The 22,124-nt window shown below is 68.7% G+C and carries 13 protein-coding genes; 2 read left to right on the forward strand and 11 right to left on the reverse strand.

All coding sequences use genetic code 11. The features are described 5' to 3' along the window. Positions 1-14 precede the first annotated feature (14 nt). Positions 15-920 carry a DNA ligase gene (locus U5O44_RS09060; RefSeq protein ID WP_322588107.1) on the reverse strand — a complete coding sequence of 302 codons (906 nt, stop codon included), beginning with the start codon at positions 918-920 and terminating at the stop codon, positions 15-17. A 356-nt stretch (positions 921-1,276) separates the two neighbouring features. On the opposite strand from U5O44_RS09060, the gene U5O44_RS09065 reads away from it, so the two are divergent. Further along, a complete protein-coding gene (locus U5O44_RS09065; protein ID WP_322588108.1) occupies positions 1,277-2,602 on the forward strand; it encodes a UDP-glucose dehydrogenase family protein in 1,326 nt (441 codons plus the stop codon). Between the two features lie 95 nt (positions 2,603-2,697). Here U5O44_RS09065 and U5O44_RS09070 read toward each other — a convergent pair whose 3' ends face one another. The 4 genes from U5O44_RS09070 to U5O44_RS09085 form a co-directional block, all read right to left on the reverse strand. Further along, positions 2,698-3,927 carry a porin family protein gene (locus U5O44_RS09070; RefSeq protein WP_322588109.1) on the reverse strand — a complete coding sequence of 410 codons (1,230 nt, stop codon included), beginning with the start codon at positions 3,925-3,927 and terminating at the stop codon, positions 2,698-2,700. A gap of 70 nt (positions 3,928-3,997) precedes the next feature. After that, complete coding sequence (locus U5O44_RS09075; RefSeq protein WP_322588110.1) at positions 3,998-5,392, reverse strand: undecaprenyl-phosphate glucose phosphotransferase; 1,395 nt, start codon at positions 5,390-5,392, stop codon at positions 3,998-4,000. Positions 5,393-5,605: 213 nt separating this feature from the next. Continuing rightward, positions 5,606-7,762 (reverse strand): putative bifunctional diguanylate cyclase/phosphodiesterase, encoded by a 2,157-nt coding sequence (locus U5O44_RS09080; RefSeq protein WP_322588111.1) that lies wholly within the window; start codon positions 7,760-7,762, stop codon positions 5,606-5,608. Positions 7,763-7,776: 14 nt separating this feature from the next. Then, entirely contained in the window at positions 7,777-11,700 is a 3,924-nt protein-coding gene (locus tag U5O44_RS09085; RefSeq protein ID WP_322588112.1) for a PAS domain-containing hybrid sensor histidine kinase/response regulator, read from the reverse strand. Positions 11,701-11,885: 185 nt separating this feature from the next. Between U5O44_RS09085 and U5O44_RS09090 the strand changes: the two genes are divergently transcribed. Further along, positions 11,886-13,178 carry a sensor histidine kinase gene (locus U5O44_RS09090; RefSeq protein WP_322588113.1) on the forward strand — a complete coding sequence of 431 codons (1,293 nt, stop codon included), beginning with the start codon at positions 11,886-11,888 and terminating at the stop codon, positions 13,176-13,178. On the opposite strand, the gene U5O44_RS09095 is transcribed toward U5O44_RS09090, so the two are convergent. From U5O44_RS09095 to flgJ, 6 genes are all read right to left on the reverse strand, one after another. After that, positions 13,160-13,858, reverse strand: a complete 699-nt coding sequence (locus U5O44_RS09095) for a response regulator (RefSeq protein WP_322588114.1) — start codon at positions 13,856-13,858, stop codon at positions 13,160-13,162. The genes U5O44_RS09090 and U5O44_RS09095 overlap by 19 nt on opposite strands. Before the next feature lie 86 nt (positions 13,859-13,944). Continuing rightward, the gene (locus tag U5O44_RS09100; protein ID WP_322588115.1) at positions 13,945-16,857 is read right to left on the reverse strand and encodes a PAS domain-containing sensor histidine kinase; all 2,913 of its coding nucleotides are present in this window, start codon (positions 16,855-16,857) and stop codon (positions 13,945-13,947) included. A 54-nt stretch (positions 16,858-16,911) separates the two neighbouring features. Beyond that, a complete protein-coding gene (locus tag U5O44_RS09105) occupies positions 16,912-18,114 on the reverse strand; it encodes an EAL and HDOD domain-containing protein (protein ID WP_322588116.1) in 1,203 nt (400 codons plus the stop codon). 29 nt (positions 18,115-18,143) lie between these two features. After that, on the reverse strand, positions 18,144-19,382 hold the full coding sequence (flgL, locus tag U5O44_RS09110; protein WP_322588117.1) for a flagellar hook-associated protein FlgL: 1,239 nt from the start codon (positions 19,380-19,382) through the stop codon (positions 18,144-18,146). A 31-nt stretch (positions 19,383-19,413) separates the two neighbouring features. Continuing rightward, complete coding sequence (flgK, locus tag U5O44_RS09115) at positions 19,414-21,093, reverse strand: flagellar hook-associated protein FlgK (RefSeq protein ID WP_322588118.1); 1,680 nt, start codon at positions 21,091-21,093, stop codon at positions 19,414-19,416. A 35-nt stretch (positions 21,094-21,128) separates the two neighbouring features. Further along, on the reverse strand, positions 21,129-22,088 hold the full coding sequence (flgJ, locus tag U5O44_RS09120) for a flagellar assembly peptidoglycan hydrolase FlgJ (protein WP_322588119.1): 960 nt from the start codon (positions 22,086-22,088) through the stop codon (positions 21,129-21,131). Between the last annotated feature and the right edge of the window lie 36 nt (positions 22,089-22,124).

A 22,124-nucleotide genomic window follows, 5' to 3' on the forward strand; every position in this document is an offset into this window, starting at 1 on the left:
GAAAGCGGCACCGCTCAGGGCGCATCGCTGCGGCGCACGAAACTGGCGAACCGCGGCACACCGTGGCTGGTCTGGCCGCGGAATCGGTAGACGATGAGTGCGCCGACCGGAGGTGGCGCGCGGCGCTCCGCATCAGTGAAACCCGACCCCACCAGAAAGACCACGCCATCCGCATTGCGGACCTGCAGCGCGCCCAGCAGTCCTTCCAGACGCCCCTGTCCCGGCGTGTGGCCGATCACCAGGGCGTCGTCATCGTGCACGGGCTTGAGCTTGAGCAGCACATCGCTGCGGCCACCCAGATTGGGAGCATCGGCGCGGTGCAGCATCAGCCCCTCGCCGCCAGCCTCCAGCACATCGCGCAGCCGGGCCTTCAGCGCGGCGCGGTCGGCCACCACCTCCTGCTCGACCGCGTGCAGCTGCGGCCATTGCACCTGCTCCACGATGCTGCGGATGCGCTCGACCCGTTCGTCGAAGCGCCCTCCAGCACGTTGCATCTCGAAGACCATGTACTGCACACCATCCCATGCGCCCGGCGCGGGCCGCCGCCTGCGCACCAGGGCCGACACCTCGTCGAACCGTTTGCGACCCAGCCACAGCTCGCCATCCAGTGCGTCTGGCGGAAGGCGGGCCAGGAAATCCGCTGGGGCATCGAGCACCTTGCCGGTCCGGCTGCGCAGCGTCCGGCCATCCCAGAGTGCGCGCACGCCGTCGTATTTTTCGCTGACCAGGAACCCGGTCGGGTCCACCTCGGGCTCGGCGATCCGCGCCAGCAGCACACCGGAATGCTTGCCGATCCGGGCTTCGTCGATCGGTTCCGTCTGCGCAACGGCCTGCCAGACCGCACCAAACCACGCCCCCAGGGCCCCGATCCCCGTGACAAGCAACTGCCGCCGACGCCGGAATTCACTGATGAATGACACTTTCTAGCTCCCTTTGACGAACAAAAACCAGGAATGATCATTTTTTTCACATTTCACGCTGATTCACATCATTCAACAAATCCGCAGCGCTTGCGCAGCCTTCCAAGGGGGAGAAATGGGGGATAGGGAAAGCACCAAGTGACAGCAACAGGACAGCGACAGTTCAGTTCAGGGAATGAATCCACATCCGTGAGCCGACTACACTCGCCCGATTCTTCGGCTGGAACCACACGCGGTCGTGACCTTGGACCGCTGGCGGTCCACCTTGCGTGGGCGCCGTCACCGAAAGCACCGTGCGGGCGGCACGATCGGCTACAACACCGGATTCACTCAGCAACCTGAAGGTAAGAGAAGCGATGAAAGTCACCGTCATAGGCACCGGCTACGTCGGACTGGTGACAGGCGCATGCCTGTCGGAGATGGGCAACCACGTGGTGTGCCTGGACGTGGATCCCGCCAAGATCAAGATCCTGAACGACGGCGGCATCCCGATCCACGAGCCGGGCCTGCTCGAAGTGGTGCGCCGCAACGTGGCGGCTGGCCGCCTGGAGTTCACCACCGACATCGAGCGCTCGGTCGCGCACGGCACCATCCAGTTCATCGCCGTGGGCACGCCCCCGGACGAGGACGGCTCGGCCGACCTGCAGTACGTCACCGCGGCTGCGCGCAACATCGGCCGCCTGATGACCGACCACAAGGTGATCGTCGACAAGAGCACGGTGCCGGTGGGCACGGGCGACAAGGTCAAGGCGGCCGTGGCCGACGAGCTGGCCAAGCGCGGGCTGGCGGACATGGAGTTCTCGGTGTGCTCGAACCCGGAGTTCCTGAAGGAAGGCGCGGCGGTGGCCGACTTCATGCGCCCGGACCGCGTGGTGGTGGGCGCCGAGGACGAGCGGGCGATCCTGCTGATGCGCGCGCTCTACCAGCCCTTCGTGCGCAACCGCGACCGGCTGCTGGTCATGGACGTGAAGAGCGCGGAGTTCACCAAGTACGCCGCCAACGCGATGCTGGCCACGCGGATCAGCTTCATGAACGAGCTGTCGCGTCTGGCCGAGAAGGTGGGCGCGGACATTGAGCTGGTGCGCGTGGGCATCGGCAGCGACCCGCGCATCGGCACGCACTTCCTGTACGCGGGCGCGGGCTACGGTGGTTCATGCTTCCCGAAGGACGTGAAGGCATTGGCGATGACCTCGGCCGAGATGGGCATCCCGTCCAAGATGCTCAAGGCGGTCGAAGAGGTCAACGAGGAGCAGAAGATGGTCCTCGTGCACAAGGTGGTGGCGCAGTACGGCGAAGACCTGTCGGGCAAGACGTTCGCGGTGTGGGGCCTGGCGTTCAAGCCGAACACGGACGACATGCGCGAGGCGCCGAGCCGGGTGATCATCGGCGAGCTGCTCAAACGTGGTGCGAAGGTGCAGGCCTATGACCCCGTGTCGGCCGCCGAGGCGCAGCGCGTGATGGCGGGCTGGGACGGGCTGACCTACGCCGAAGGGCAGAAGCAGGCGCTCGAAGGGGCGGATGCGCTGCTGATCGTCACCGAGTGGAAGGAGTTCCGCACGCCGGACTTCGAGGCGATCCGCGACAGCCTGAAGGACAAGGTCGTCTTTGACGGGCGCAATCTGTATGAGCCGGAGCTGATCCGCTCGTTCGGGCTGGCCTACCACTCCATCGGGCGGCCCTGAACCCGCAGGACCAGGAGCGCGGGTGATCGCGCTCGAAGCACAACGGGCGCCAAGGCGCCCGTTGTGCTGTGCAGTTCAGTGGATCGGCTGGAGGCTCAGCGCAGCAGCGCCTGGCCAAAGCAGCTGTATGTCGTGGCGCTGTACGGTGCCGACAGCACGGTCACGCCCGAAGACGACACACTGCGATCGCTCCAGGTCACGCCACAGCCCAGGTCGACGTTGCGCAGCACGGCGTACTGCACGCTCAGCCCCAGGGAGTTGGTTCTGTCACTCGCCGTCGATGGCGCGACGCCCGTGCCCACGGTCAGCGCGTTGTCCAGCGAACGGCGCGAATGCGACAGATTGCCCGTCAGCCCGATCTTGGAGGTCACTTCCCATTGGGCCGTCAGGCCAAGGGTCGTGGCGACGGTGCTGTTGGACGCGCCCACGTTGATCGTGCCGCTCGTGAAGTCATAGCTGCCGTTGCTGGAGTCGCGCGACAGGTTCAGGCTGGTCGAGAGCTTGCCAGTCGGCTTCCAGTTCCAGCCCAGCGCACCGGTCCAGTTGCTGACGTTGCGGTCCGCCAGGGAATGGTTCTCGCGGGTCAGGCTGATACGGCTGGTGAACACGCTGGCACCACCGGGGTTGACGGTCGCGGAGAGATCCAGGTCGTTGCGGCGCACGTCGTTACCGGCGTTGGGATAGCTGACGTTGGCATGGCGCAGACCAGCGCGCAGCGACAGGCCGCTGGCCGGTGTGACCCGGGCGCCCGCGTTGATCGATGTCTGGTTGGTGTTGTTACGCGCGTAGAGGGCCTCGGAATAACTGGCGCGCGACACCGCTGCACCCGCATCGAAGCTCCACATCGTCACCCCGCCAAGATTGGCCTGCACGCTCGCGCTGTTGACCTTCAGCAGATTGCGCAGGCCGGACGACAGGGCGGCCGCGTCCGCCGGCAAGCTCTCGCGCGACGAGAACGCCACATTGCCGGACAGGCGATCGACCGTTTCCCAGTCCAGCCGGGTGTCCAGGGCGTAGTCGGTGTTGTTGAGCGCACTCAGGCTGCTGTAGCGGTTCACGTTGGCGCTGAGACTGGCGCTCAGGCGCTGGCGACTGATGGGCTGGACCAGGCCCACGCGCAGGCCGGTCGAGGAAATCGTGTCCGACTTGGCCGTCGCGTCCTGGGCGAGGAACACATTGCTGTTGTGCGTGAACCGCTGGGAAGCGCCCAGGTAATACGGGCTGGTCTGGGCGCCCGCACCGCCAGCCGACAGACAGGCCAGACCCACCAGGATCGTGAGCAACGGCCGCAGGGGATTCAGCGCGGGAGAGGTTGTGATGTTCATGGTCCTGCCTGTGTAATGGGTGGGAGATCGATGGAAGGGACAAAAATGCGAGACGCGCATCCGTTCACGTTCAGTAGACGCTGCGGTCAAAGAACATCTGCCGGACCGTCCGCGCGATGATGCGCAGGTCCAGTCCGAGCGACCAGTTGCGCAGGTACTCGAGATCGTAGTGGACCCGGGCGGCCATCTTCTCGACAACGTCCGTCTCTCCGCGACAGCCATTCACCTGAGCCCACCCGGTGATGCCTGGCTTGACCTTGTGGCGCACCATGTAGGAGCGGATCACGGGCCGGTATTGCTCGTTGTGGGCCACCGCATGCGGGCGGGGGCCGACGATGCTCATGCGGCCCTGCAGCACATTGACGAACTGCGGCAGCTCGTCCAGCGAGGTCCGCCGGATGAAGGCACCAAACGGCGTGACACGCGGATCCCCACGGGTGGCCTGCTTGACCACGGCGCCGTTGTCCATCGTGCGCATGGACCGGAACTTGTAGACCACGATCTCCTCGCCATCGAGTCCATTGCGACGCTGCTGGAAGATGATGGGGCCCGGCGAGCTGAGCTTCACGCCGATGGCCACCGCCAGCAGCACCGGCGTGATCAGCAGCAGGATCAGGCTCGCGAGCACGATGTCGGACAGGCGCTTGACCAGCCCATTGAGCCCGACAAAGGGGCTCTCCAGCAGGCTGACGACCGGCACGCCGTCCATGTTGCGCATGCGTCCCTGGATCACGTTGACACCGAACACGTCGGGAACCAGATAGATCGACACCGCAGCGTCCTGCAGCACCGAGATCAGGGTGCGGATGCGCGGCTGGCTGCTGAGGGCGAAGGTGATGTAGGCGTCCTTGACATGGTGCTGCCGGATGAGGGCAGGCAGCTCGCTCAGTCCACCCAGCAGGCGTGCCCGGATGCGTTCGTCGCAGCGGTCCGGGCTGCGGTCTTCCACGAAGCCGACCAGGTCATGGCCATAGGGCGTGCGGGCCTGGATCGCCTCCGCGACCTTGGCCCCCAGCGCCCCACCCCCGATGACCAGCGCCGGACGGCGGTTCTCGGGCTGTGCGGCATGGTGGCGCATCCACCAGCGCCCGGCCAGCACGAAGACCATCTGTGCCACCGGCGTGGTGACCACCCAGAAGGCCATCAGATCCCGGCGAAAGAAGCGCAGGCTGTCGGAGGCATAGCCGCACAGGAACAGGATCGCGACGACCGTCGCCCAGGCCGCCACGATGTCGACCGCCGAATTGGACGGCCGCTCATAGAAGCGGTTGGTCCCCGGAAACATCAGCGTCATCGTGAAGACCGCCAGCAGCATCACCGAGCGATCCAGTGGCTGCCCGAGCCACAACGAGGACAGCAGCAGGCACAGCACCGCCAGCAAGGGCTCGGCCAGGGCGGCCACGAAGACGGGCACGGACTGCGGTGCCATCGGAAAGACGCCACCGGCATCTGTGGCTTGGGTCATGCTTCGTACCCCGGCGAGGCCGACCCCGTGCACGGATGTTCCGCGGGGTGATTCAGGCGGTCGGGCATCAAACGCATCAGGAAGGGATCGGTCGATGTACATCTGACAGCTTGGCAAGGGACCATGGGATTGGAGCGTCAATTCTCTTCAGGGGAAATGCCAGAATTTTTCATTTCCGCCACCAACTGCGGCACTAATTCCGCCAACCACCCCTCATGTTAGGGGGCAGCACGGCTTCGGTGTCCACGCCTGCAGCCACCGGACCAGTTCCTCTGGCGCCATCGCACGGGCAAACAGGTTGCCTTGCATCTGGTCACACCCCAGCCGCAGGAGCACATCACGCTGCAGCATCGTCTCCACGCCCTCGGCCACGACCTTCAGGTCCAGCGAGCGCGCCAGAGCGATGACGGCGGTGACCACGGCCGCGCTCTGGGTCGTGATGCCGAGATCGAGAACAAAGGACCGGTCGATCTTCAGCTCGGTGATCGGCAACTGGGTCAGGTAGGCGAGCGACGAGTAGCCGGTGCCGAAGTCGTCGATCGCGATGTCGACCCCGATCTGGGTCAGGCGATGCAGATCGGGAATGACCTGGTCGAGGTTCTTCATCAGACCGGTTTCCGTGATCTCCAGCTCCAGCGAACGCGGGGCCAGTCCATGGCGCTCGGTGGCCGCGCGGACGATGTCCACCAGATCCGAACGTGCGAAGGCTCGGCTGGGCAGATTCACCGCCACGCTCAGCTCCAGGCCGCACACGTCCCGCCAGACCGCGATCTGGCGGGCGACCTCGCCGATGGCCCACTCGCTCATCGGCACGATCAGCCCCGTCTCTTCGGCCAGCGGAATGAACTCGCCGGGCTGCACCAGCACGCCGTTGCGCCGCCAGCGCATCAGCGCCTCCACCGCCACCACGGTGGACGAGCCGACACGGACCTTGGGCTGGTAGTGCAGCACCAGCTCGTTGCGGTCGATCGCCTTGTGCAGCGCGCTTTCCAGCTCCAGCCGTTCGCGGCCCATGCCCGCCAGGTGAGGCCGGTAGACCTGGAGCGCATTGCGCCCTGCCGCCTTGGCCGCATACATCGCCACGTCCGCATTGCGCAACAGGTCGACCACGCTGACACCGTCCCGTGGATACAGCCCGACGCCGATGCTGGCCGTGACAAAGTATTCGCGCCCCCCCAGCACCACCGGCTCGCGCATCGCCACCAGCACACGCTGGGCCACCTCGACCGCCTGGACTTCGTCCGCGACCTCGGGCAGCAGTGCCACGAACTCATCCCCGCCCAGTCGGCCGACCGCCTCCAGCGAGCGGTGCGAGCGCAGCACGGCCGCATCGATCGTCACATCGGCCAGCTGGTCGCAGTGCTGCACGCAATGGCGCAGGCGCCGGCTGATCTCCACCAGCAGCTCGTCGCCCTGCCCGTGGCCGAGCGTGTCGTTGATGTTCTTGAAGCGGTCCAGGTCGATCAGCAGCAGCGCGAGGTCATGGCCCAGGCGGCGCGCCTGCTCCATCGCACGTTCGGCGCGCCAGATGAGCTGGCGCCGGTTCGGCAGGCCGGTGAGCGCATCGAAGTTGGCCAGGTGACGGATCTTGTCCTCGATCAGCCGCCGGTCCGTCACGTCCTGCAGGATGCCGGTGTAGGCGCAGAGGCTGCCCTGGTCATCGAACTCGGGCTCCGCCTCGACATGCACGATGCGCTCGCGGCCATCGGGCAGGCGAATCGAGATGTCGCTGTCCAGCACCGTGCTGTGGCGCACGACATCACGCAACAAGGGCGCCATCACCCTCCTGGCCCCGGGGGCCAGCAGGCGCATCATCTCCTGCACCGACAGCGGCGCCCTCTGACCATGTCCGATCACCCGCAGCGCTTCGGGCTCCAGGTGCAGCCCACCGCCGAGACGCCAGTCGAAGCTGCCCATGCGCGCCAGGTCCTGTGCACGGGCCAGCTTGGCGCGGCTGCGCAGCAGCTCCATCTGGACATGCGAGGTCCGCAGCAGGTAACGCAAGCGCCCTGCCAGCAGGCTCCAGTGGTGCGACTTGACAAAAAAATCGGTCGCACCCGCATCGAAGGCCCGCTCGATGGAGGCCTCGTCGTCCAGTCCGGTCAGCATCAGCACCGGCATCAGCTCGAAGCCGGGCAGGTCACGCAGGGCCTCGCAGGTGCGAAAGCCGTCCATGCCGGGCATCACGGCGTCCAGCACCAGGACATCCGGCGACCAGTCCGCCAGCATGCCCAGCGCTGCGCGACCGCCATTGGCCTCATGCACCGTGAAGCCACGCTCGCGCAAGGCCGCCCCGGTGAGCAGCAGGTTCACCTCGTCGTCATCGACCAGCAGGATGCGGGGCTGGCGCTCGACTCCCGCCAGTGTCAAGGAATGTTCTTGGTTCAATCCGTGGTCCTTGCTCTCTCGGTCCGGATGGACAGCTTGTGTTGCACGGCGTCCTGCACACGCTGCATCTCGCCGCGCAGGCCATCGAGCTGCGGTGCCAGCTCGACCGGTCCGACGCCGCGCCGCAGGACCTGCTCCATCTGCGCGCACAGCGCCGACAGCTGCAGCGCGCCCAGGCTGTTCGACGAGGAACGCAGGGTATGGGCCACATGCTGCACCGCCACCAGGTCCAGGCCCAGCGGACCCGGGTCGAGCATCGGCAGCAAGCGGCTGATCGAGGCGTCGAAGGCCTGCATCACCCGGCGCACCAGCTGGTTGCGCCCGGTCGGGTCGAGGTCGTGCAGCCGCTGCATCGCCGCCGCATCCAGCTGCAGCGCCGAGTCCTGCGGATCCGGGTCGTCGTCCAGGGCGAGGAACAGCGTCGGATCGGCCGCCTCCTCACCGTCCGGCACACCGCCATCCGGACGGGTCAGGGCGCCGGGTGCAGTGCGGGCCGCAGCCTCGATCTCCTGGCGGACACGCCGCCCCAGCCGTGCGCCGACAAACCGCCCCAGCACCGCCAGCAGCTGGCCCTGCCGGTACGGCTTGGACAGGTAGGCATCAAAGCCCAGCCCCAGGAAGCGCTCCTCGTCGCCTTCCAGCGCATTGGCTGTCACCGCCACCACCGGCGTGCGGGCCGGCGTGAGGAAAGCGAACCGCGGCGTCGCGCCGCGGCGCAGACACTGCAGCGCCTCCACCCCGTCCATGCCCGGCATCTGGATGTCCATCAGCACGAGGTCGAACAGATCCTCGCACAGCGCGCGCAAGCCCTCCAGTGCCGACCCGGTCACCCGCACGCGGCAGCCCATGCGCTGCAGCATCTGGTTCATCACTTCCTGGTTGACCGGGTTGTCCTCCACGACGAGCACGCAGGCGCCGAGCTGCGGCATGGCCACCTCGGCCTCCTGGCGCGCGGCGGCGATGCCCAGGATGGCCTGGCGCAGCTCGGCCTTGCGCACTGGCTTGTGGATGAAGCGCACGAACCCCGCCTCCTGGGCCACCCGCACATCGTCGGGCGCGGCCACGGAGGACAGCAGCACCAGCTGCATCCCGCCCGCCAAGCCGTCGCTGCGCAGGCGCTGCGCCAGCTCGATGCCATCCATGCCCGGCATGTGCCAGTCGATCAGCGCCAGGTCGAAGGCAGGAGCCTCCGGCGGCAGCAGGCGCAGCAGCTCCAGCGCCTGTTCCCCGTCGCCCACCAGCGTCACGCGCAGACCCCAGGCCGTCAGCATGTTTTCCAGCACGGTGCGGTTGGTCGGGTGGTCGTCGACCACGAGCACCCGGACACTGGGCATGGTCGCCGTGTCGCCCAGCCCCTGTGCCAGCGCAGCGTCGCCCGTGCCCGTGCCGGCCACCACCGGCAATGTGAAGCTGAATTCCGAGCCGACGCCCGGCTGGCTGCGCACCGTGATCTCCCCGCCCATCAGCTCGACCAGCTGGCGCGAGATCGCCAGCCCCAGCCCGGTGCCTCCGTAGCGGCGGGCCAATCCGACGTGGACCTGCGTGAAGGCATTGAACAGCCGCGGCAGCATGTCGGCCGCGATGCCGATGCCCGTGTCCTTGACCGAGAACACCAGCAGCACATTGCCCTCGGCCGACGCCGACGCGGGGCGCAGGCTCACCGTGATCTCGCCGTGTTCGGTGAACTTGATGGCGTTGGAGACCAGATTGGTCAGCACCTGGCGCACCCGCAGCGGATCGGTCACCACCGTCGCCGGCAGGCCCGGCGCTTCGTGAAAGCCCAGCTCCAGCCCCTTTTCGTGGGCCCGCGGCGCCAGCAGCTCCAGCGTGTCCTCGACCACGCTGCGCAGCGAGAACTCCGAGGTCGCGAGTTCGAGCTTGCCGGCCTCGATCTTGGCGAAGTCGAGCACGTCGTTGATGATCTCCAGCAAGCTCTCGCCGGAGCGGTAGACAGCCTGCGCGAAGCGGCGCTGCCGGGCATTGAGCGCCGTGCCCAGCAGCAGCTCGGTCATGCCGAGGATGCCGTTCATCGGGGTGCGGATCTCATGGCTCATGGTCGCCATGAACTGGCTCTTGGCGCGGCTGGCCGCCTCGGCCGCATCGCGCGCGGCCTGCAGCTGCAGCTCGCGCTCGCGTTCCTCGGAGACATCGTCGATCAGGCCGTAGACGCGGGTCTCGTTGCCCTGCAGCACGCGGGTGCGGGTGCGCTGGCGCAGCCAGCGCACGCCGCGCTGCGGATGGCGGATGCGCACGGTGACATCGGTGCTGACCGCGTGCAGCTCGTCGCGCCGCTGCTGCTCCAGCAAGGACACGTCCTCGGGCAGCACCCGCAGCGGCAGCAGCTCCGCATGGGGCAGCACCTGTGATGCCACGAGTCCGAGCATGTCGTAGACCCGCGCGCCGATGTAGAAATAGCTGTCACGGCGCGGGTCGGTGACGAACACGCCTTCGTCGATCGACTCGACCAGCTCACGGTAGCGCTCCTCGGACTCGCGCAGCTGCCGAGCGTCCCGCCGCTGCTGCGTGACGTCGCGCAGCTGGCAGATCACCACCGTCGGCCGCCCCAGCCGGTTGCGCACCGCGACATAGCGGGCGCTGATGACCCGATCGCCCTCGGCCGTGGAGCGCTCGAACTCGTGCTCGACGGCATCGTGGCTGTCCACCGCCCGCTGCAGGCAGGCCTGCACCCGCTGCTGCACCCCGGCGCCCAGCAGTTCGTCCAGATCCCAGCCGCCGACCTGCGCGCTGTGGGCACAGAACTCCAGCTCGGCGTGCCGGTTCAGCGACACGACCCGGAATTTCTCCGCGTCCAGCACCACGAGGCTGATCGGGATGTGCTCGGTCAGCACCCCCAGCAGCGCACGGCCCTCGTCGATGCCGAACTCGCGCTCCTTGCGGTCGCTGATGTCGCGGCAGACACAGACCACCTGCGGCCGCCCCGAGGTCTCGTCGATGACGACCTGGGCGTCGATTTCGAGCCAGTACGGATCGCCCGGGAGCATGTCGTCCTGTCCGCGTCGGGCGACGAATTCACGCACGAAGTCGTCGCCGCGGACCACGCAGTCGCGCAGCAGCAGTGCCAGCCGCTGGTCATCGGCATCCCCCAGCAGCACGTCCCAGAGCGTGCGGCCGCAGATCTTGCCCGGCGAATGGCCAGTGGCCTGCACGAAGGCCGGATGCGCCCACTCGATCACCCCTTGCGCGTCGGTGATCACCGCCCCCCGTCCGACCCGCGCCGCCAGCAGGGCCACCCGCGCGAGCCGCTGCGCGGAGAGTTCCGTCTCGCGCGTCTGCTCGTCGCGGGCAGCCAGATGGCCCAGGTGCAAGCCGACCAGTTCGAGCAGCTGGTGCAGCGCCGGTGTCAGATCGACCGGGTCGTGGAACTCGATGGCGGCCACGGCGCAGTGCCGATGCACGACCGGCAGCGCCAGCACCGCGCGCACGCCGACCGAGCGCCACGGCAACCTCGGCGCCGCAGGCGACAGCACGGCGAGCACCGGACGCAGCAAGGCCAGCGCAGTGCCCAATGGCGCCTCGCTGGCATGGGTGGTGACCATCTGGCCCAGGTCGATCAGCTCCTCGGTCGCACTGTCGAGCAGCGCCCACGGCTGGACCAGTGCCCCGTCCTCGCTCCAGTCGCTCACCCGCAGCAGGCGGGCCGCGCCCGCGCGCAGCCACAGACGCAACACGGGCGCCACCAGACACAGGCCTTCCTGGAGATTTTCCGACCGGTGCAGACGGCGCGCCAGCAGCAGCGTCTGGGTGAGGATCTGCTCCTCCGTGAGCATGGGGACCGGCTCATCGGCGCCCGACACGGTGATCAGCCCGTCCGCATCGCCAAGCTGCGCTGGTCCGGTGCTCACGCAGATGTCGAGCGACCAGGGGTGGTCGGTCATGCGGGCATCATCGGTCAGGCGCATGGCAGTCGGGAGCGGTATCGCAGTTCGGTTTGTTCAGCACGGGCGCACAAGCATAGGTGCAGCCAGCCCCTGTGCCGATGCGGCGGCGCACCCAATCGCGCAATTTCGCCGAAGTCTCGTGCGGGCGATCGACCTGCGCGCAACAGCGACCGGCTCACAGGAAACCTGTCCCTACAATCGTTGACATGTTGTCACCCCCCGAGTCCGGACTGCGCCCTGCGACACGGGCCATGCTGCTGAGTGCGGCGGCACTGGCCCTGATGGTGTCGGCCCAGTGGCTGGCTCAGGCCCTGAGCCCAGGAACGGCCAGTGCCCGACTGGTCTGGGCGCTGGCACTGGCGCTGCTGGGCAGCGGCCTGCTGGTCGTGGCCTGGCGCTGGCGCCGACCGCCAGACCCCGGACAGACGCCGCTAGCGTCCACGTCCTCTGCCATGCCGGCCGACGGTCTGCGCCTCACCACAGCCCAGTCACTCGCCCTGCAGACCCGCCTGTTGCGCGGTCTGCCCGGGCCCGCGCTGCTGGTGCGCCTGAGCGACGCTGCGCCGCAGCTGCTGGCCTGCAACAGTGCCGCCCAGGTGTCGCTGCCCGAGGCCGGCACACCGGCTTCGGTCCGGATGGTGCAGGAGCTGCTGGCCAGGAGCCTCGACCCCGATGCCAGTGTCCAGCGGCTGGAACTGCCGGGGGATTGCTGCGTGCTGTGGCTGCCCCCCTCCGCGCAGGATGCGCCGACGCCGCGCCAGCCAGCACCGACCACCACACCCCCACCCGATTCATCCGGCGCGCCCGCAGCGGTACCGCCCACCGTGCCGGTGGACGAGGACCGGGCCGCCATCGTCTACACCGTGTCACACGACCTGCGGGCGCCGATCCGCGTCATCGAAGGCTTCACGCGCATCGTCCGCGAAGACTACGGCCATCTGCTGGACCGGGTCGGCAATGACCACCTGGAGCGGGTGCTCGGCGCTGCCACGCGCATGAACAGCATGATCGATTCGCTGCTCGCGCTGTCACGCCTGTCGACCCAGCCGATCGAGCTGGTGGCGGTCGACCTGTCGGCGATGGCGGAACAGGTGGTGGCCGAACTGCGCCAGCAAGCGCCCGAGCGACAGGCCGAGATCCACATCGCCCCCGGGATGACCGCGCGCGGGGATCCGGTGCTGCTGCGCACGGTGCTCGACAACCTGCTCGGCAACGCCTGGAAATACGCCTCGCGGCGCGAGGTGACACACATCGAGTTCAGCGCATCCGTGTCGGCAGGCCGGACCGAGTTCTGCATCCGCGACAACGGCGCGGGCTTCGACATGCGCTTTGCCAGCAAGCTGTTCGGAGCGTTCCAGCGCCTGCACGGGGCCACCGAGTTCCCGGGCACCGGCGTCGGACTGGCCTCGGTGCGCCGCATCATTCGCCGACATGGCGGCGACATCCGGGCAGAAGCCGCCGTCAACGAAGGCGCACGCTTCTACTTCACGCTGGGCTGATCCAGCATGCCCGGCAGGGCGAGCTGCTCCAGCGCGCCCACCATGGCGCTGCAGGTCTGCGCCAGACTGCGCCCCTCCTGGTCCGCCAGACGCTGCAGCCGCTCCAGGGCCGTGGTCCGTGCCAGGGAAAACCGGTGCATGACGATCCCGACGGCGATCGCCTCGACGGTCGACAGACCGGCCAGCGTGTCGGCAGGCGAAGCGGCCGCGGGTCCGGGCACTGCGGCCGGAGCGCTGCTGGCGCTCGCCTGCTCCGCCGCCTGTGCGGAGGACACCCCCGCCTCCTGTCCGGCCGCGCGCCCGCGCACCACGTCCAGTGCCGACGCCACCGCCGGCACCAGCTGCGCAATGTCCAGCGGCTTCACCAGCAACGCGAGTGCACCGAGCGCCTGGATGCGGGCCAGCGTCGCCTCGTCCGAGAACGCCGACAGGAAAAGGAACGGGATCTGCAATGCCTCGCGCAGGTAATGCGCCACGTCGTAGCCGCTCATGCCGTCCATGCGGATGTCCAGCAGCGCCAGATCCGGACGGTGCTGGCGGGCCAGCAGGATGGCGTCGTCGCCATTGTCGGCATCGATGATGTCGAATCCGGCGTGCGTGAGCCCGTGCACGACCGTGGCCAGCACCAGACGGTCGTCGTCCACGACCAGGATGCGCCCGCGGGAGGAAGTGCCGGTCATGGTCGTGGTGCCTTGCGCACAGAGTGGTGAGGGAACAGCATGCGCGGATTGTCTCGCAGGTCCGCCGGCACCGGTACCGCCCGGCTTCAGGTGGTGGCGCGCTCGTTGCGCACCACCGGTGGTGCCAGCCGCAACGCCGCCACCACGGTGTCGGCCTGCTGCGTCAGGGCGAGACTGGCGCTGCGCCGCGGCAGCAGCGCGCTCACCAGCCCCAGCCCGGACACCGTGGCCGGACGCCGGTCCAGCCGGAAGTCCGTCGGCAGCTGCCCGTGGTTGCAGATCTCGACCCGGACCGCATCCGCCTCCAGCCACAGGCGGCAGACCACGTCCGAGCAGGCCGGACTGTGCTTGATGGCGTTGGTGAACAGCTCGTTGAGGGCCAGCGCGATCGGGATCGACTCCGCCTCCGGCAGCAGCCAGCGCCAGCCCGGATCGCCGGCGACGTCCAGCGAAATCGTGCGGCCGAAAGTGCGCTGCACCGACTGGGCGATCGCCTCGATCACGTCGCGCACCGCCAGCAGCCCGGTGTTGCCCACCTGCAGGCCGTAGACCTGCGCGATGGCCTGCACCTGTCCGACCACCTCGGCGATGATCGGTTGCACCTGCGGATAGCGCACCACCGCCTGCTGCATCAGCCCGGCCACCCCCTGCAGGTTGTTCTTGATGCGGTGGTGGACCTCCTGGACCAGCATCTCGCGCCGCGCGATCGCCGCCTCCAGTTCGGCACGCTGCGCCTCGCGCTGCGTGGTCACGTCGGTGGAAACCATCAGCAGCTGGTCGATGCGGCCCTCCGCACGGGCCAGCGGCAGGAAACGGGCATCCCAGACCTCCATCCGCCCGGCACGCACCAGCCGGTATTCACGCGGGGTGACCACCTGGGGATGCGCCAGCGCCTCGTCGATGTCCGCCGGCAGGCTGGCACCCACCGGCTGCGGGTGGAGCTGCACCAGCGATTGCCCGACCGCCTCCAGCACCGGCACCCCGCAGAGTGCCGCCGCCGCCCGGTTGAGCTGCAACACCCGCAGCGTGGCGGCGTCACAGACCGTGATGGCCATCGGCGCCGCCTCGATGATGCGCTGCAGCGAGGCCTGTGCCTCCGCGATGCGCGCCTCGGCCTGGCGACGCTGGTCGATGTCCATCAGCGCGAAGGTCATCTCCCGCCCACCCTCCAGCCCCAGGGTCGCCACCGCATTGCCCACCACCCAGAAGGTGCGGGCATCGCGCGCCTGGACACGGCATTCGAACTGCAGCGCCTCGCCGTCGCGCAATTCGCCGAACAGCGGCACCGTGCGGCGGAAGGGATGGTCGGCCTCGTCGGTCGCGACGGTGTGCAGCGGCTGCCGCATGAAGTCGCCCAGATCGCCGCCGAACATGCGGCGAGCCGAGCGGTTGAGCCAGGAAATGCGCCCTTGCTCGTCGACCGTGACGATGCCGACCAGCACCGAGTCGAGCACTGCCCGCGTGCGGTCCGCCTGCTGGCCGAGCACACCCGCCATGCGCCCGTGCTCGCTGGCCAGGTGCGCGAGTTCGGCCTGCTGGGCCTTCAGCCGGGTGATCTCCGACAGCACCACGATGGCCAGCGGCGTGCGACCCGGCGGACCCGTGCGGCGGATGGTGACGGCGTACCAGTGCAGCAGGCCTTCCTCGTCCTGCACCACAACCTCGGTTTCATACAGCTCACCCCGGTCGAGCACCGCGTCGAGCCGGTCGAGCGGCTCCTGCGCACCCGCGGCCAGCAGGCCACGGATGTCGCAGCCGACCGCCTCGCCCTGCGCCAGGCCCAGCATCCGCTCGAAGCGGCTGTTGCACTGCGTCAGCTGGTGGCCACGCACCGAGGCGATGCCAGCCGGTGAACTCTCCAGGATGGTGGACAAGTCCCCCAGCAGCTGCTCGGCCCGCGCCTGGGCCAGGTCACGCTCGTCCTCGGCCGAGCGGTCTTCCAGCATGCACATGTAGCGGCGGCGGCCGGCCCGGACTTCGTCACAGCGCAGCAATGCCCGCACCCAGCGGGTGCGGCCGTCGGCATGCGGCAAGGCGCCCTCGCTGCTGACCCAGGCCCCACCGGGCTGCAGCGGCTGCACCATGGTGCCCCGCTCCCAGTTCAGCAAGGCCCGCAGCGGCGCGGAGGCTTCGCTCAGCTCGACCAGCGCCCCCCCCGCCAGCGCCTCGAAGCCCTGGTTCGCCCGCAGCACCAGTCCGCGGTCGTCGAACAGCGCCATGCCCATGGGGCTGAGGTCGAACCACTGGTCCAGCTCGCGGGCAAAGCGCTCGGCCTGCTCGCGGGCCACGTGTTCGGAGGTGGTCTCCTGCAGCACGGTCAGCAGCAGCCGGCGCCCGCCCGCCACACTCCCGCCCGTGGCGTAGCGGGTCGAGCGCACCCAGCGCGAACGCCCTTCGCTGTCGAGCAGCCGCCATTCGCGCAGGGCCGGTCCGACGAACTCGCCGGGTTCGCGTGCCAGACGCGCACGGTCTTCGCCGATGACACGGCGTTCGTCTTCCGGGCACAGCGCGATGGGGTCGGTGCCGATCAGCGCGTCGCGCGTACGCCCGGTCAGGGCGACAAAGGCGTCGTTGACGTCGAGCAGATGGAAGGTGTCATCCTGCAGCAGGGCCGGGAACGGAGCCGTCCACAGCAACGCACGCAGCTCGCGCAATGGCCGCTCGATCAGCGTCAGCGGGGGGCGCGGCAAGGAGGGTGTGCTGCCTTCGGGCGGCAGGCACAGCAGCCACGGCCCGCCCTCCAGCCGCGACAGACAAGGAGCGGAACCCGCGCTGGCCCCCGCGGGAAAGTAGGCCTCGGTGCGCCCGCCCGCCAGCACGGCACGCAGCCGGTCCAGCAGCGGCTGGCCCAATGCGGGGCCCAGGTCGGCGAGGTTCATGCCGGGCTCGCACGGCAGGCGGCGCAGCGCGGCCTGGTTGGCGTGGACCAGTCTGGCCGAGTCGTCGAAGACCAGCACGGACTCGACCAGCGCATCCAGCAGGGCATGGGGCAGCTTCATGCCGCCAGTGTAAGGAGCCGACCGGGCCGATCGGCGCCCGGTGCCGGTTTCGTGTCAGCCGAGCTGGAAGGCGCTGGCCAGGGCGTGCAGCAATGCGCGGTTCACATGGCGCATCTGGAAACCATGCTCGGCCACCTTCTCGCGCACGTCATGGCCGCTGCCGCCTTCCAGCGTGCGCACGAGGTCGAGCGCTGCATGGTACGGCCCGCGCTCTTCGGCCAGGGCCTGGTAGACGCCGTCGGGGACCGGCAAGGTGCCCAGCAGTTCGTTGAACGGACGCTGGAACATGCGGTCCAGCAGCGAGAACACGCCGCAGATGAACATCTCGTTGCGGAAGTCCGCACTGCTGCCCTCGCCAGCAAGGGCCTCCATCAGCAAGCCGCGGCGCACCGCGGCGTACATCACCGGCCGCTGGTTCTTGTCGTGTCCAGCCGTGACCAGCAGCAGCGCGAGCCAGCGCTTGAGTCGCTGGTAGCCCAGCAGCATCACCGCCTGCGAGAACGAGGTGACCTCGACCGTGAGGCCGAACACCGGCGAGTTGATGTAGCGCATCAGCTTGAAAGCCAGTGCGGGATCGAACTTGAGCGTGGCCTCCAGCTGCGCCAGCGGCGCCTCCTGGTGGACCTGGTTGATGAGCTGCAGCGTGACCTGCAGGTCCGGACGGGTGGCCCCCCCCGGGCGTGGCGCCGTGATCTCGCCCTCGACAGGCCAGCCCAGCACCGCCACGGCACCACGCCGGAACGCGCCCTCCATCTGCTCGATGGTGTGGACACCCTCCTGGAAGAAGCCGATCGAGCGCTTCACGCCTTCCGGCACCGGCCCGCCATCGAGCCGGCGTTCATCGGCCAGGTCGATGATGGCGTACTTGAACGCGCCCAGCAGCTCCCGCGGCAGCGGCTGGTCCGGCCGCCCGGACAGCAGCAGCGTGTTGCCGTTGTCGGCCAGCTCCAGGATCGCCGCCCGGTGCACCGGGTCGCAGGCCATGAACTTCGGCACCTCGATCATCACGTTCGCCGAGGGCTGCACCATCAGCAGATCGGCCAGCAGCCGCTCCAGGCGCACCGAGAGCACGACCCGCGGCCCGTCGGCCGGCCAGACCTGGCTGACGGCGGTGAGCAGCTCGCCGACCGGCAGCCAGCGGGCGTGCCCGAGCGGGAACACCGACAGCCGGGTGGCCATCACGTTGCGCTGGCTGTCGATGATCGGGCAGTAGCTCAGGGCGACCTGACCGAGGATGGGAGCGTCCGGGGACTGCATGGTGGGGGTGGGGTGGGCCAAGCGCCGCGTCAGTTGCTGATGTAGTCGAACAGCGAAAGCTTGCGCACCATCGAATACGACTGGAGCGCCGCCTGGTAGGCCGTCTGCTTGGTGGAGAAGTCGGAAATGCCTTCGGCCATGTCCAGATCCTCGGCTTCGGAGCGGATGGCCTTGTCGCTGAGCACGCGGTCCTGCGTGCGCTGGTCAAGACCGTCCAGCCGGTTCAGCGTCTCGCCCGAGCGCGAGCGCACCACCTGCAGATTGCCCAGCACCTGGTCCAGGTCACGCAGGCCGTGGTTGATGACCTGGGCGCGGTCTCCCGCGTTGGGCGCCACGGTCGCCGACGAGCCGAGCACGTCGATCACCTTGTCCAGCGCATCGAAGACGCTCAGGTTCGGACTGGACGGCTCGACCGTGAACTTGTCGCCCGCCACGGCCACGCCGGAGATGCTCACGCTCATGCCGGGCAGGCCGACCACCGGCGTGCCGGAAACGAAGTCGTGGCTGCTGCTGGCGGCATCGGGAAAGGGCGTGCGGCTGCCGTCGCTCGCCACGAGGCTGACGCTGTAGCGGCTCGCGGTGTCGAAGGTGACCTCATAGCGCTGCCCGTCCGTCAGCGTCAGGGCCGACGGATCGCTGACCTGGCCGGCACTGACCCAGGCGGTGCTGGTCGACGCCACCTGCCGGCTGGTCTCGAACACGCCATTGCCGGAGCGGGCCTGGAGCCAGAGTGCATCACCGTCGATGGCCAGCGGCAGCGCTTCGGACAGCGATCCGTCGGCCTTGCCGGATCCGCCGTGGTACTCGACACCGACCCCGGAGTCGACGAACGGCAGACGGTCGCTGCCTTGCCCGCCGAACACGTACTGGCCTGTGCCGTCCTCGGTGTTGGCCACCGACAGCAGCTGCCCCTTGATCTGCTTCAGGCGATCGGCCAGCAAGGCGCGGTCGGCGTTGTTGAAGGCGCCGTTGCCCGCACCGACCACCGCCTCGCGGGCCTCCTGCACCAGATCCACCGCATCCCCGACGGCCGACTCGACCACGGACATGGCGTTGCGGCTGGCCGCCAGCGAGCGCAGCAGACCTTCGCTGCGGGTCTGGTCGGCGAGCGCGCGCTCGGCGCGTGCTGCGCCGGCCGGATCGTCGCTGGGACGGTCGATGCGCTTGCCGCTGACCATGCGTTCCTGGGCACGCCCCAGATCCTGCTGGCGGCGCATCAGGGAATTCAGGCCGTTCTGCTGGCTGACGGCGGAGGCGACTCGGGACATGTGGGACTCTCCGATGGAACTCAGATGGAACTCAGTTCATGACCGACAACATCGTGTCGAACAACTTCTGTGCGGTGACCAGCACCTTGGCGGCGGCCTGGTAGCTCTGCTGGAACTGCAGCAGCTTGGCGGCCTCTTCCTCCAGGTTCACGCCGGTCTCCGAACCGAGCTGCTCCTTGCTGAGGTCGGCGATCTGCCCGGAAGACGCCGAGTCGGAGGTCGCGCGCTGCACCCGCACCCCCAGCTCCGAGATCACCCGGGCATGGGCGTTGTTGAAGGTCTTGCCTTCCACCACGGTCGTCTTGGCGAGGTTCTGCAGCGACAAGGCGTTGGCATTGCCGGAGCCGGATGCCGTGGCCCCCGCGGCGGCGAGCTTGCGGGGGTCCGTGATGCCCAGCGCGGCCGACTCGGCGGCACCGGTGACCGGCTGCAGCAGGAACTTGTCCTTCGGCGCCAGCGGGGTCGTGCCCACATCGAAGGTGAAGCCGTCCACCTGTGCGCCGTTGGCCAGACCGCCGAAGACGGTGCCGTCTGACAGGCGGGTCATCTGGTATTTGCTGCTGTCCGAGGGGTCGACCTGCAGCGTGTAGTCGCTGGCCTTGAGCTGGGCGCCCTGCCCCGCCACCCGGCTGATGCTCACCTTGGCCAGCAGCTCGCCGTCGCTGCCACGCGCGTTGAGCCTGGACGCCGCCACGGTCGGCTCTCCGGCCTGCATCAGCGCCTTGCCGGCCGCACCGTCGAGATCGGTGCCCTGGACATGCTGGGTGTTGATGGCGTCGGCGAGCCCTGCAGCCAGCTGCCCCAGCTCGGTGCGGGCATTGCGCAGATCCTCGTCCTGGAAGCGCAGCAAGCCGGCGATCGCGCCACCGCTGAGCCGGCTGACCGGAATCTCGCGCTCCCGCCCGTTCAGGTCGAGGGCGATGCGCATCTGCTCGGGCACATGGGGATCGGCCACGGCCTTGAGCGTGTGGTGCTCTGCGCCAATCACCAGCGACTGTCCGCCACCGACAAACAGGCTCACCGACCCATCCAGCTCACCGTCCTGACCACGGCTGTCGACGCGGCTCACCTCGATGTGCTGACCGAGCTGCGCGATCAGCTGGTCACGCTGGTCCAGCAGGTCATTGGGCTGGTGCCTGGCGTTGCCCGTACCGGTGAGCTGGCGGTTGAGTTCCGCGATCTGACCACTGAGCCCGTTGACGATCGACACCTCGTCGCTGAGCTGCTGGGATGTGGCGGTCTGCAGCGTGACCAGATGCTCGCCCGTCCGGCGAAAGCGCGAGGCCGTGGTCTCGACGGCCGACAGCACCACTTCCCGCACCGACTCGTCCTTGGGCGCCGCCGCCATGTCGCCGAAGGCCGCGAACAGCTTGGAGGCCGCCTGGCCGAGCCCGAGTTCGCCCAGCGCATAGCCTCCTTCAAGCTGGTTCAGCATCCCCAGGCGGGCACTGTCGGCCGCGGCGACCGACTGGCTCTGGTTGCTCCGACTGGTGAGGAAACGGTTCACGGCCCGCTCCACCCCCTCCACCGCCACGCCGCCACCGATGTAGCCGACCCCGGAGCTGCGTCCAGCCACCGTGGCGAGCTTGACGGTCTGGCGCGAGTACCCGTCGACGGCGGCGTTGACGATGTTGTGGCTGCTCGTGCTCAGCTGGGTCTGGGCGGCGAACATGGCCTGCACACCCAGGTTCATCAAGGAGTTCGTGCTCATGGTGGTCGGCTCGGTTGCTGGGTTGTCTTGGTTGCTCAGGCCTGTATATCGGCAGGCTGGCCAGCGCGCCCAAGACTGCGTTGCAATCTTTGCGTGGTCTGGATCACGCGGGTGAGCTTGGCGGCGTAGTCGGGGTCGGTCGCGTAACCCGCGCGCTGCAGTTCGCGGGCGAAGGCGCTCGGGTCGTCGGTGGCCCGGCGGGCGGCGGCATAGCGCGGGCTGCTGCCGATGAGGCGGGCGTAGTCGCGGAAGCTCTCTTCATAGGAACCGTAGGCGCGGAACTGCGCCTGCACCTTGCGCGGCTCGCCATCGATGACCTCGGTGGTCGTGATGGTGACGCTCGGGCCATTCCAGCCGGGGCCCGCCTTGATGCCGAACAGGTTGTGCGAATTGCTGCCGTCACGACCGCGGATCTCGCGACGCCCCCAGCCGGTCTCGTGGGCGGCCTGGGCGAGCATGAAGTCGGCCGGGATGCCACTGTCCGCGGACACCCGGGCCGCCGCCGCCGCCTGGCTCGCCACGAACTGCTGTGCGTTGCTGCCGTAGGGGGTGACGGCGCGCGCCGAGGCCGACTCCGTCGCGCCGGACAGCGCCGACACCGAGGGGCCACCGGGGGCGCCGACGCTGCTGCGCAGACCCGGCAGCGGCAGAAAGCGCGGCTGGCCGGGTGCGGGATCCGTGGCCGAGGCCACGCCCATCTGCCGCTCCAGCTGGCGGGCGATGGCCGCGGCCAGTCCGCCGGGCTGGCCGGACAGCTGCACCGCGTACTGCTGGTCGAGCATGTCGCCGCCCATCGCGGTGGCCGAGTTCGACAGCATGCCGCTCTCCATCGTGGTCGCGCGCATGCTCTTCATCAGCTCCTGCATGAACAGGGCCTCGAACTGGCGCGAGACCTCCTTGATGGTGTCGGCCGGGTTGCGGGCCGCCGCACCGCGCAAGGCGTCGAGCGAGGCACCGCCGGCGGCGAGTTGCTGGGTGGAAGACGGGCGTTGCATGTCGATCTACCTTGTATCGCCTCAGATGGGCCTCAG

The organism is Sphaerotilus sp. (genome assembly GCF_034519685.1).
GTDB lineage: Bacteria > Pseudomonadota > Gammaproteobacteria > Burkholderiales > Burkholderiaceae_C > Sphaerotilus.